This window comes from Pseudomonas sp. BN515 (assembly GCF_029873155.1).
Taxonomy (GTDB): Bacteria; Pseudomonadota; Gammaproteobacteria; order Pseudomonadales; family Pseudomonadaceae; genus Metapseudomonas.
Genome location: NZ_SSOH01000014.1, coordinates 1 through 12,584 on the forward strand (window position 1 = coordinate 1; position 12,584 = coordinate 12,584).

The 12,584-nt window shown below is 65.0% G+C and carries 10 protein-coding genes; 8 read left to right on the forward strand and 2 right to left on the reverse strand.

The features are described from left to right. Positions 1–629 precede the first annotated feature (629 nt). Positions 630–1,226 (forward strand): NAD(P)H-dependent oxidoreductase, encoded by a 597-nt coding sequence (locus E8E91_RS02660; protein WP_280374480.1) that lies wholly within the window; start codon positions 630–632, stop codon positions 1,224–1,226. A 36-nt stretch (positions 1,227–1,262) separates the two neighbouring features. On the opposite strand, the gene E8E91_RS02665 is transcribed toward E8E91_RS02660, so the two are convergent. Further along, entirely contained in the window at positions 1,263–2,537 is a 1,275-nt protein-coding gene (locus E8E91_RS02665; RefSeq protein ID WP_280374645.1) for a sigma-54 dependent transcriptional regulator, read from the reverse strand. 233 nt (positions 2,538–2,770) lie between these two features. On the opposite strand from E8E91_RS02665, the gene E8E91_RS02670 reads away from it, so the two are divergent. The 7 genes from E8E91_RS02670 (at position 2,771) to ald (ending at position 12,016) form a co-directional block, all read left to right on the forward strand. After that, a complete protein-coding gene (locus E8E91_RS02670) occupies positions 2,771–3,874 on the forward strand; it encodes a GNAT family N-acetyltransferase/peptidase C39 family protein (RefSeq protein WP_280374481.1) in 1,104 nt (367 codons plus the stop codon). 85 nt (positions 3,875–3,959) lie between these two features. After that, positions 3,960–5,834: a di-heme-cytochrome C peroxidase gene (locus tag E8E91_RS02675; protein ID WP_280374482.1), complete on the forward strand. Its 1,875-nt coding sequence runs from the start codon at positions 3,960–3,962 to the stop codon at positions 5,832–5,834. Between the two features lie 41 nt (positions 5,835–5,875). Beyond that, positions 5,876–7,027 carry a catalase family protein gene (locus tag E8E91_RS02680; RefSeq protein ID WP_280374483.1) on the forward strand — a complete coding sequence of 384 codons (1,152 nt, stop codon included), beginning with the start codon at positions 5,876–5,878 and terminating at the stop codon, positions 7,025–7,027. 395 nt (positions 7,028–7,422) lie between these two features. After that, positions 7,423–8,382 carry a homocysteine S-methyltransferase family protein gene (locus E8E91_RS02685; protein ID WP_280374484.1) on the forward strand — a complete coding sequence of 320 codons (960 nt, stop codon included), beginning with the start codon at positions 7,423–7,425 and terminating at the stop codon, positions 8,380–8,382. 228 nt (positions 8,383–8,610) lie between these two features. After that, complete coding sequence (locus E8E91_RS02690; protein WP_280374485.1) at positions 8,611–9,990, forward strand: nodulation protein NfeD; 1,380 nt, start codon at positions 8,611–8,613, stop codon at positions 9,988–9,990. 2 nt (positions 9,991–9,992) lie between these two features. Then, the gene (locus E8E91_RS02695) at positions 9,993–10,760 is read left to right on the forward strand and encodes a slipin family protein (protein ID WP_280369617.1); all 768 of its coding nucleotides are present in this window, start codon (positions 9,993–9,995) and stop codon (positions 10,758–10,760) included. A gap of 134 nt (positions 10,761–10,894) precedes the next feature. Next, positions 10,895–12,016, forward strand: a complete 1,122-nt coding sequence (gene ald, locus E8E91_RS02700) for an alanine dehydrogenase (RefSeq protein WP_280374486.1) — start codon at positions 10,895–10,897, stop codon at positions 12,014–12,016. 113 nt (positions 12,017–12,129) lie between these two features. On the opposite strand, the gene E8E91_RS02705 is transcribed toward ald, so the two are convergent. Further along, positions 12,130–12,477 (reverse strand): I78 family peptidase inhibitor, encoded by a 348-nt coding sequence (locus tag E8E91_RS02705; protein WP_280374487.1) that lies wholly within the window; start codon positions 12,475–12,477, stop codon positions 12,130–12,132. Positions 12,478–12,584: the final 107 nt, after the last annotated feature.

The following is a 12,584-nucleotide window of genomic DNA, read 5'->3' on the forward strand; positions in this document are numbered from 1 at the left end:
GCCCCCGCTCTGCGCCCCTGCCTGATCGCTTCGCGCTCAGGCGTTCATCGGCACCGGAAGCGGTGCCTCCGAAAGCGTGCCTCTTCACCCCTGAAGAGGAGAGGGGTGACGCGCGCCGGCCGCTCCGTGCCCGCAGAGGGCGCTCTGCTTTTCTGTAGGGGCGAATTCATTCGCCAAGCAGACCGCAGGTCTGCCTTGGGAAATCCGAAACCAGCCGAACGACCCTCACCCCCAGCCCCTCTCCCAGAGGGCGAGGGGTGACGCGCGCCGGCCGCTCCGCGCCAACCGGCAGGCACTTCGCCCCTCTGTAGGGGCGATTTCAATCGCCAAGCAGACCGCAGGTTCGCCCTAGAGACCCCCAGCACAACCCAACCACCCTCACCCCAACCCTCTCCCGCAAGCGGGAGAGGGGGCTGTCCGTGCCGGCGTTCAGCTCCGGCACAATCCTGTAGGGGCGATTTCAATCGCAAAGCAGGACGCAGTCCTGCCCTGAGGTACTCACAACGGGCACTCAACCCACCCTCAAACACCTCCCTGGCGCCATCCGTGTCTCACCCTGGCATGCATTCACTTGCCGGCTCGCAAACTGCCGGCTAGCCTGCCCCACGGTCTGAACAAGGAACCCCTAGATGCTGAACATCGTCCTGATCGCCGGCTCCAGCCGCGCCAACAGTCAGTCGGGCAAGGTTGCCCGTTTCATCCGCCAGCGCCTGATCGAACTCGACAAGGCCAGCCCCAGCTCCTGCAGCATCATCGACCTCGGCCAGGGCCCGCTGCCCCTGTGGCCGGCAGAAGACACCGGCCCCTGGAGCGGATACCAGCAGCAATTGCGCGACGCCGATGCGGTGGTGGTGATCGCCCCCGAGTGGAACGGCATGGCCTGCCCGGCCATCAAGAACTTCTTCATCTACGCCAGCAAGGCAGAGCTGGCACACAAGCCGGGCCTGCTGGTGGGCGTGTCCTCCGGCATCGGCGGCGGCTATCCCATCAGTGAGCTGCGCGCTTCGAGCTACAAGAACTGCCGCCTCTGCTACCTGCCGGAGCACCTGATCATTCGCGGCGTCGAGAAAGTGCTGAACGAAGTCGAGCCGGTGAGCGAAGACGACCAGCGCATCCGCACCCGCATGGACTACGACCTGGATATCCTGGCGCGTTACGCCGAAGCCCTGAAGCCGGTCCGCGAAGCCATCGACATGAGCATCCCGGCCTTCGCCAACGGCATGTAAGCAACACAGTTGCTGTAGGGGCGACGACAATCGCTCCTACAGCAATTGATGCTTGTGCAGCAGACGATAGAAAGTCGGCCGCGACACCCCCAGCACCTTGGCCGCATGGCTGAGGTTGCTGCTGTAATGAGCAAGGGCGTCGCATAACGCCTGATATTCAGCCCGCCGCTTGTAGTCCTCCAGCGTGCCCAGCAGGGTGCCATCCACCGGGGCGCTCTGCAGTCCCAGGTCATCCGCCTCGATGGGGCCATTCTCCGCCAGGGCATAACCCCGCCTTACCCGGCTGGCCAGCTCGCGCACATTGCCGGGCCAGCGGTGACGGACCATGGCCGCCAGCGCCTCCTCGCTGAAATGGCTGGGTCGGCGCCCCGCCTCCAGGCTGTAGAGATCGACGAAGTACCCCGCCAGCAGCGCGATATCGCCCTGGCGTTTGCGCAACGGGGTGATCTGCAGGCGGTTCTGTTCCAGCCACTGGCACAGGCCAGGATGGAACGTCCCCTGCTCTACCAGATCGCCCAGTTCCTCGCGGGTCGACGCCAGCACCCGCACATTCAGGCTCAGCACCTCGCCATCGGCATGGCGCAGGGTTTTGGAGCGCAAACAGGACAACAGCCGTTCCTGCTGGCCAGGTGGCAGCTCATGGATGGCGTCGAGAAACAGGGTGCCGCCATTGGCCGACGCCAGCTTGCCCTGGTGGCCGAACAGCAGGTTGGCGGTTTCCGCTTCAGGCAACACACCGCAGTTGAAACTGACGAATGGTCCCGCCACCCGTCGCGACATCCTGTGTAGCGTTCGCGCCACCAGCTCCTTGCCGCTGCCGCTCTCCCCCAGGATCAGCACGGGCTTCTCGCATGGCCCCAGGCGCGCCAATTGCTTGCGCAAGTCCCGCAACGGCCGGCTCTGGCCCAGCAATTCATTCTGGTCGCCCCGGCGATTGCCGATGCCTCGCAGGCGCGCAATGCCGAAAGCGCGCCCCAACAGGCCCTGCAGGCGCGGCAGGTCTACCGGTAGCGGCACGGCGTCGAAGAACCACTCGCCGATGAACTCATCCACGCCCGCCCCCGCCTCGGTCAGCGGATCGATCAGGGCGATCCATTCGGTGCCACTGCGGCTGATCAGGTGTTTGATCCCCTCCGCGCGTTCCAGGTGGTCGCCACGCAATCGCAACAGCCCGATGTCGTAACTGGCCGCCAGGGCCTCGTCCAGGTTCTGGCTGGACACCGTCCAACCAGCCTCTTCCAGGTGGGGTAGGATTCGCCGGCAGTGGTCGCAAGGGTCGACCAGCAGGAGGCGTCGCGGTGCAGAGGAGATGGCTTCCAAAATGAACCTTCCTTGACGCCAAAAATTTGTATTGCCAATAAAAACAATAGTTTGGACGCACTATTTGTAACGCTAGCAAGAACTTTGGCGCGCTATGGAATGTTTCTCTATAAGCGCAATTTCCCTTCGAACTTTGCCCGCCACCACCTCCGGCAATCGTCTCGACAGCGTTCCAATCCGGGCCAATACTCGTGCGATTCCTCCCCTGCCTTGCGGGGCCTGCCATGAACCTGCTTCTACGTGCGGCCACCCTCGACGATCTGTCGGCGCTGGTAGAGCTTGAGACGCGCTGTTTCGAGGCCACCCGCCTCGGCCGGCAACAGTTTCGCTGGATGATGCTGGAAGCCAATGCCTGTCTGATGGTGGCCGAGGGCGATGGCCAATCATTACTCGGCTATGCACTGGTGCTGTTCCGCCAGGGCAGCACCCTCGCCCGCCTCCACTCCGTCGCCACCGACCCGCGCGCCCGTGGCAACGGAATCGGCCAGCGCCTGCTGGACATGGCCGAAACCAGCGCCCGCGAACATGATTGCGCCTACCTGCGGCTGGAGGTCTGCCCCGACGATCGCGACGCCGTGGCACTGTTCGAGCGCAATAGCTACGACCAGCTGGAGCTGCTGAGCGACTTCTTCCCCGACCACCGCGAAGCCCTGCGCATGGAAAAACGCGTGGTCCGGCATCCGCAGGCGTTGCAGCGCCCGGTGCCCTATTACCACCAGACCACCGAATTCACCTGCGGCCCGGCGTGCCTGCTGATGGCCATGGGCGCCCTGGACGGTGCCGTGCCCGGCAATCACCAGGACGAGCTGCGCCTCTGGCGCGAAGCCAGCAGTGTGCACATGCCCGGCGGCCACGGCGGCTGCAGCCCGCATGGACTGGCGCTGGCAGCCTGGCGGCGCGGCTATCGGGTGAGGCTGCACCTGAGCGACAAGGGCCCGTTGTTTCTCGATGAGGTGCGCAATGCCGGCAAGCGCGAGGTGATCCGCCAGGCGCACGAAGACTTCTGTTCCGCCCTGGAAAATACCGACGTCGAACAGCACCTCGGTGACGAACTGGACCTGCGTCCCGTGCTGGATGCCGGTGGCCAACCGCTGGTGCTGGTGGACGGCCATCGCCGCAGTCGCAGTCGGGCGCCGCACTGGGTGCTGGTGACCGATTGCGACCACAACTTCATCTACCTGCACGATCCCAATGCCGAACGCAGCCTGCACAGGCGTGCGCAGGACTGTCAGCACATTCCAGTCACTCATCGCGAGTTCGAGCGCATCAGCCGTTTCGGCCTGGGGAAACAACGCGCGGCGGTGGTGCTCTATCCGCGAGGGACTTAGCACAATTACGTAGTAGCACCTTGCCAACACCCATAGCGATTGGCATAAGGTAGGAATTTTTCAGCAAGCTACAAGGAAGTATCTGATGCGCGTGCTTCGCCGTGTCCTTTGGCTGGTGCTTTTCCTCCTGCTCGCGGGCCTTGCGGTCGTCCTCTATTACGTCGCCAACCCCAACCTCCCGACCTACCAGGCGCCAGACCAGCTGCACTACCTGGACCAGTGGAGCGACCAGGAGCGCCAGACCTACTACTACACGCCACAAGGCACCACGGTTAAGGGCCTGCGCTACGAGTGGTTCACCGCGCTGGAACTGCCCTTCTCCCGCGACAAGTTCGCCCGCCCGGAATACCTGGCGCGCTTCGGTTTCCTGGTAGACCCGAAACAGACCGCCACACCGCAGAACCCCGGCAACCTGCCGGTGGGCATGGCGCGTCACGAGGACGAGAAGACCGGCGTCCACTACCTCGACATCAGCTGCGCCGCCTGCCACACCGGCGAGCTGCGCTACAAGGGCCAGGCCGTGCGCATCGACGGCGGCGCCGCACTGCACTCCCTGGCCTCCACCGTGCCCACCCTGCGCGGCGGCGGCTTCGGCCAGGCGCTGGGCATGAGCATGGCCTTCACCTACTACAACCCGCTGAAGTTCAGCCGCTTTGCCGAACAAGTGCTGGGCGAACGCTATCCAGAGGGCAAGGACGAGCTGCGCCGCGACTTCAAGAACGTCCTCGACCGCCTGCTCGGCACCGCCTGGAACGATACCCATCGCGGGCTCTACCCCACCCAGGAAGGCTTCGGCCGCACCGACGCGTTCGGCCGCATCGCCAATAGCGTCTACGGCGACGCCATCAGCCCCGACAACTACCGCGTAGCCGACGCCCCGGTGAGCTACCCGCACCTCTGGGACATCTGGAAGTTCGACTGGGTGCAGTGGAACGCCTCGGCCATGCAGCCCATGGCCCGCAACGTCGGCGAAGCGCTGGGCGTCGGCGCCACCCTGCACCTGTTCCAGGCCGACGGCAGTGCTGTCCCGGAAGCCGAACGCTACGCCTCCACTGTGCGCGTGCGCGATCTCCACACTCTGGAAGAAACCCTGAAGCAGCTCGCCCCGCCGCGCTGGCCGGAAGAGGTCTTCGGCAAGGTGGACGTAGCCCGCGCCAGTCAGGGCCGCGCCCTCTTCGCTGAGAACTGCGCCTACTGCCACGCCCCCCACGTGGTCCCGGCGGACAAACGCATGGCGCCCGATCGGGACCCGGAGTGGCACATGCGCGTCGTGCCCATCGAAGAAATCGGCACCGACTCCACCACCGCCGACAACATCGCCGATCACCGCTTCGACATCAGCAAGCTGGGCTGGACCCGCGAACAACTGGCCAAGCTGGATGTGAAGCTGTTCGACGGCAGCCTGGACAAGATCGACTTCAAGAGCATTTCCAGCGCCCAGGGCCTGGCCTACATCACCGCCTTCGTCGAGAACCAGGCCTACCAGCAGGCCGGTATTTCTGGCGAGGAGCGTGCCCGCATGGACGGCTTCGGCCTGCCCATCGGCGTGCAGGAAAAACGCGGCTACAAGCCCCGCCCCCTGGACGGTATCTGGGCCACCCCGCCCTTCCTGCACAACGGCTCGGTGCCCACCCTGTTCCAGCTGCTTTCCCCGGTTACCGAACGGGTCAGCCAGTTCCATGTCGGCAGCTTCGAGTACGACCCGAAATTCGTCGGTTTCCAGACCACCGCCTTCCCCGGCAGCTTCCTGCTGGACACCCGCATCAAGGGCAATGGCAACGGTGGCCACGAGTTCCGCGACGGTTGCCGCAAGAACGGCGTGATCGGCCGTGCCCTCTCCCCGGATGAACGCCTGGCGCTGATCGAGTACCTCAAGGTGCTCGGCAACCCTACGCTGGAAGGCCAGCTCACCCCGGTGGAACCCCGCCCCTGGACCCCCGGACCGTCCTGCGAGGGCTGAGCCCTCGCCAACACTGAAGCAGACAAAGGACACAAGCACTCATGCTCAAGCGTTTCTGGCTCTGGCTCGGCCGACTCCTCGGCAAGCTCCTTCTCTTCGTGCTGGTGGTCGGCGTGATCGGCTGGCTGGCGGGCGAGGCCTACTACGGCTGGAAGTTCTCCGGTCCGGTGCCCACCGAAGAAGTCATCCCCGCCGATGAAGCGGTGCAGACCCGCGCCATCATCGAAGACGCTGTCCGCATCGTCGAACAGCACCGCGACAATACCCGCGTGCTGCGCGACGCCCACGCCAAGGCCCACGGTTGCGTGAAGGCGGAAGTCAGCGTCCTGCCGGACCTGGACGCCAGCCTGCGTGCCGGCGTATTCACCGAGCCGGGCAAGACCTGGCAGGCGGTGATGCGCCTGTCCAACGGCAACGCCTTCCCGCAGTTCGACAGCGCGCGCGACGCCCGCGGCCTGGCCATCAAGCTGCTCGACGTGCCCGGCGAAAAACTGATGAAGAGCCCGGTACACGCCAACGAACAGGACTTCGTGATGTTCAACCATCCGGTGTTCTTCGTGCGTGACGTGGCCCAGTACCGGCAGAACTTCAATGCCCAGGCCAACGGCCAGAAGGTCGGTGCCTTCTTCCCCAGCCTCGACCCGCGCAGCTGGGAAATCCGCCACCTGATCATCGCCCTGAAGACCCTCGCACCGGCCCCGGACAGCCCGGTGAGCGCCACCTACAGCTCCATTTCGCCGTACAAGCTGGGCGAGGCGAACATCAAGTACCGGGTCATCCCCGACCCGCAGAGCTGCCCGCCCTATGAGTTGCCGGAGCAGAACACCGCCCTGCCCAACTTCCTGCGCAACGCTCTGTACCAGCAGCTGTCCCTCGACCGCGTGCCGGCCTGCTTCGCCTTCCAGGTACAGAAGCAGAACGCCCAGCACTACATGCCGATCGAGGACACCAGCGTCGAGTGGGACGAATCCGTCTCCCCCTTCGTGACCGTCGCCACCATCAAGGTCCCGGCCCAGGACTTCGACAGCCGCGAGCAGAACGTCGCCTGCGACAACCTCTCCTTCAACCCCTGGCACGGCCTGCCCGAGCATCGCCCCATCGGCGGCATCAACCGGCTGCGCAAGGCGGTATACGAGGCGGTGAGCGCCTATCGCCACGAGCGCAACGGAGCGAGCGACGCGACGGTGCAGTGAAACTGACAAGTAACCCCCTCACCCCAGAGGGAGAGGGGGCTGTCCGTGCACCACCTCGATCCTGTGCTCTTCCTGTAGGGGCGAATTTATTCGCCAAGGGCAGCGCAGCTGCCCCAACCAAGCGATTGAAATCGGTGCGCATAGTGCACTCTACCGCCCCGCCAACAGGAATCCCCGCCCTCACCTGCCCCACCCATCAGTCCGGCAAGGACATGCCCCATGCTGGTGCTAGCCTTTTCTGATACCCGCCGGGCGCCCAGAGCCCGTCCGGCGCAGCGCCTACGGGCCACCCCATCGACCGCGGATCCTGCCCGAGGCCAGCCCGGCTGCCCGTCCCGCCTTCGCCATGAAGCCCGCTCCGGACAGCGAACGTCCACAGGTCACGGAGTAAGGCCATGGCCCAATATCGCGGCGCCCTGCCACAACTGGAGGGCGAGCTTTTCCTCACCGACGGTGGCATCGAGACCACCCTGGTTTTCCATGAGGGGATTGCCCTTCCTGATTTCGCGGCCTTCGTGCTGCTCAACTACCCGGACGGCCAGGAAGCCCTGCGCAAGTACTTTCGCGCCTACTGCGCCCTCGCCAGCCATTACGGCACCGGGCTGATCCTGGAAAGTCCGACCTGGCGCGCCAATCCCGACTGGGCGAGCCACCTCGGCTTCACCCCCCAGGGCATGGCCGAGGCCAATCGCCAGGCCATCGCCCTGCTTCAGGAGCTGCGTGGTGAAGTGGAAAGCGGTCGTACCCCGGTGGTGATCAGCGGCTGCATCGGCCCACGGGGCGATGGTTATGCCGCCGACGAGGCCATGGACGAGTTCGAGGCGCAGCGTTACCACAGCGAGCAGATCGGCGTATTTGCCGAGACCTCCGCCGACATGGTCACGGCCCTCACCATGAACTACGTGGACGAAGCGCTGGGCATCGCCCTCGCCGCACGCGAGGCCCGTCTGCCCGTGGTCATCTCCTTCAGTGTGGAAACCGACGGCAGACTGCCCACCGGCCAGACACTGAAGGAAGCCATCGAGCAGGTCGACAGCGCCACTGCCGCCTACCCGGCCTACTACATGATCAACTGCGCCCACCCCGACCATTTCGAAGATGTGCTGGTACCAGGCAGCCGTTGGGTGCAGCGCATTCGCGGATTGCGCGCGAACGCATCGCGCAGGAGCCACGCGGAGCTGAACGAGGCGGTCGCCCTGGACAGCGGCGATCCGGAAGAGCTGGGCGCCCAGTACGCACGGCTGCGCCAGCGCCTGCCGCACATCAACGTGATGGGTGGCTGCTGCGGCACCGACCACCGCCATATCGAGCAGATCGCCAAGGCGTGCAAGCCGTTGTTCCGCGCGGCGTTGTAGTAGCGAACCTGTCGCTGTTCTGTAGGGGCGAATTCATTCGCCAAGCAGGACGAAGTCCTGCCCGCCTCCGTAGCCTTGGGGCAGCTTCGCTGCCCTTGGCGAATGAATTCGCCCCTACAAGGTCCCAGTCACCCCAAACATCCCGTTGCACCTCCCCACCTCACCCCAAATACCCGAGTAATGGCCTCAACTATGCTGTAAGTGAACACGGCATGGCGGGAGGCCCTCATGATCCGCTGGCTGCTTGGCAGGCTGCTGTGCCTGGCCCTGCTCCTGCCCGGCACGTTGCTGGCCGCCGGGAGCGTCACCGTGCTGACCGTGGACGGCCCCATCGGACCGGCCACCGCCGACTACCTCACCCGTGGCATCGAACGTGCCGAAACCGACAAGTCGCAACTGGTGGTGATCCAGATCGATACCCCCGGCGGCCTGGACACCTCGATGCGCAGCATCATCAAGGCGATCCTCGCCAGCCCAGTGCCCATCGCCAGCTTCGTCGGCCCCAGCGGCGCCAGGGCAGCCAGCGCCGGCACTTACATCCTCTATGCCAGCCATATCGCCGCCATGGCGCCGGGCACCAACCTCGGCGCAGCGACTCCGGTGCAGATCGGCGGCATGCCGGGGCAGCCGGAGGGAGACAAGCCCACCGGTGACAAGGGCGAGAAGAAGGACGACAAGGCCGGCGTCAGTGGCAATGAGGAAACTCTGGCCCGTAAGCAGGTCAACGATGCGGCTGCCTATATCCGCGGCCTGGCGCAAATGCGCGGACGCAATGCCGAGTGGGCCGAACAGGCGGTGCGCGAATCCGTCAGCCTCTCCGCCACCGACGCAGAACGCCTGAAGGTAGTGGACCTGCTCGCCAATGACGTCCACGACCTGATCGCCAAGGTGAATGGGCGGACCTTTGAAATCGCCGGGCAGAAAGTCACCCTGGTCACCGCCGGCGCACCACTGGTGCAGCGTGAGCCGGACTGGCGCGCACAGATTCTTGCAGTGATCACCAACCCCAGCGTCGCGCTGATACTGATGATGATCGGGGTCTACGGCCTGATCTTCGAATTCTCCAATCCCGGCAGCGGCGTCGGCGGCGTGATCGGTGGCATCTGCCTGATCCTCGCCCTCTATGCGCTGCAACTGTTGCCGGTGAACTTCGCCGGCATCGCCCTGATCCTGCTCGGCATCCTATTCATGGCGGCCGAAGCCTTCATGCCCAGCTTCGGCATCATCGGCTTTGGCGGCATCGCCGCCTTCGTGGTCGGCGCCGTGATCCTGATCGACACCGAAGTACCAGGCTTCGGTATCCCCCTGTCGCTGATCCTCACCGTGGGGCTGTCCAGCGGGTTGGTGATCTTCGCCATCATCGCCATGGCAGTGCGTGCACGCGGGCGGGCGCTGGTCAGCGGCGACGCCGGGCTGGTGGGCAGCCAGACCGTCCTGCTCGACCTGATGGCGGGCGACCCGCGCAGCGGCTGGGTGCAATTGCAGGGCGAGCGTTGGCAGGTACGTAGCGAAGCCCCATTGAGGAGCGGCCAGCGCGTACTCGTGCTGGCGCGCAATGGATTGTTGCTGGACGTGAAGGCGGATGAAGGTCCGCCCAAAGGAGACTGAACATGGCCTTTCCGCTGAGTTTTGCCACCCTCCTGTTCCTATTGATCGTGCTGGCGGTTTCGGCCATCCGCATCTTCCGAGAATACGAGCGCGGCGTGGTGTTCCAGCTCGGGCGCTTCTGGAAGGTAAAGGGACCGGGGCTGGTGCTGATCATCCCGGCGATCCAGCAGGTCGTGCGGGTAGACCTGCGCACCGTGGTGCTGGACGTGCCTCCTCAGGACGTGATATCCCGCGACAACGTCTCGGTGAAGGTCAACGCGGTGGTCTATTTCCGGGTGCTGGACCCGCAACGCGCCATCATCCAGGTGGAGAACTTCCTCATGGCCACCAGCCAACTGGCCCAGACCACCCTGCGCGCGGTGCTCGGCAAGCATGAGCTGGACGAGATGCTGGCCGAGCGCGAACGCCTCAACGTCGATATCCAGCAGGCGCTGGACTCCCAGACCGACGCTTGGGGCATCAAGGTCTCCAACGTCGAGATCAAGCACGTCGACATCAACGAATCCATGGTCCGCGCCATCGCGCGCCAGGCCGAGGCCGAGCGCGAACGCCGGGCCAAGGTGATCCACGCCGAAGGCGAGCTGCAGGCCTCGGAGAAGCTGATGCAGGCGGCGGAGATGCTCAGCCGCCAGGATGGCGCCATGCAACTGCGCTACATGCAGACGCTCGGCTCCATCGCCAACGACAAGACCACCACCATCGTCTTCCCCCTGCCAGTGGACTTGCTCGGAGGCATGGCCAAGGGTGGGCGAAAGGACCAGGAAAGCTGACGACATTCCCGAGACAGCCTGCTTTATCCGCAATTTTCAGGGAGATTCCCTGAAAACCCGCCACAATTCGGCGGGGGCGCAATGGCCGGGTTTCTACACTTGTTCAAAGGACAACAAGAACCCTGGAGGTCGCCATGCGTATCGGAGTGCCGAAGGAGATCAAGAACCACGAATACCGGGTCGGCCTGACCCCGCAATCTGTGGCCGAATTGACCCGCCAGGGGCATGAAGTCTGGGTGGAGACCAGGGCAGGTGCCGCCATCGGATTTTCCGACGAGGACTACCAGGCCGCCGGCGCCAGGATTGCCAGCGGCGCCGGGGAGGTCTTCGAGCAAGCCGAACTCATCGTCAAGGTCAAGGAACCCCTCACCCAGGAGCGCGCGCGCCTGCGTCCGGAGCAGACCCTGTTCACCTACCTCCACCTGGCCCCGGATCGCCCGCAGACTGACGAGTTGATCGCCTCCGGCGCCACCTGCATCGCCTACGAGACCGTCACTGACAGTCATGGTCGCCTGCCCCTGCTGGCGCCCATGTCGGAAGTGGCCGGGCGCATGTCCATCCAGGCCGGCGCCAGTTGCCTGGAAAAAGCCAAGGGCGGTCGTGGCGTGCTGCTGGGCGGCGTGCCCGGTGTGGCGCCGGGCAAGGTCGTGGTGCTGGGCGGCGGCGTGGTCGGTACCCATGCGCTGGCCATGGCGGTTGGCCTGGGCGCCGATGTCACGGTGCTCGACAAGAGCATGGACGCGCTGCGCCGGCTCGACTCCCTCTACGGCAATCGCATCACCACCCTCTATTCCACCCACGGCACCGTGCGTGAGCAGGTGCTGGCGGCGGACCTGGTGATCGGTGGCGTACTGATTCCTGGTGCGGCGGCACCCAAACTCGTCACCGCCGAAATGGTGGCGCGTATGCAGGAAGGCGCGGTGCTGGTGGATGTGGCCATCGACCAGGGCGGCTGCGCGGAAACTTCGCATGCCACCACCCATGCCGAGCCCACCTACGTGGTGGATGGCGTGGTGCACTATTGCGTGGCCAACATGCCCGGTGCGGTGGCGCGTACCTCCACCCTGGCGCTGAACAACGCCACCCTGCCCTTTGTCATCGCCCTGGCACAGAAAGGCACACGCAAGGCGCTGGAAGACGACATGCACCTGCGCCACGGCCTGAACGTGGCGAAAGGACGACTCACCAACGGCAGCGTCGCCGCCGCGCACCACATGGACTACGTGCATCTGGAGGAGATGCTCAAGCAGCTCTGACGGACCTGTAGCGGCGAATTCATTCGCCAAGCAGGCCGCAGGCCTGCCCAAACACAACCCAGCAAAACCAAAGAAGGCGCCCTAGGGCGCCTTCTTCATTCATCAATCCAGCCTCAGCCGCAGCTGAACTGTTTCACCACACCAAGCTCATCGACATCGATGTTCAGGCGGCGGGAGTTGTAGTCCATGGTGATCGGCTGGTGGGGGCGCAGCACACGGGCCATTTCGGCACCAGATTGGCGCTTGGCCTGCTCGACCAGCGCGGTATCGGCATTCTTGCCCACCAGGGCGGCCACGGCGGCGCTATTGCAGGTGCCGGAGAGCGACGGCGTGGCGGCGCTGGTGCTTTCCTCGGCGGCAGGTGCGGCAGCGGCTGGAGTCTCGGGCTTGTCGGTCGAGCTGCAACCAGCCAGGAGCAGGCCGGCAAGGGCGAGACTGAGGGAAATCGGCTTGAAGTACATATGGGGTCCTCTACTAAACGAACATCCTGGCGTGCGCCTGCAATGGCGTTGTGCATCGCGGCGGGGCTCCTGCCCGCGAGCGCACAGCCGGTGCATTCTATCCTCTG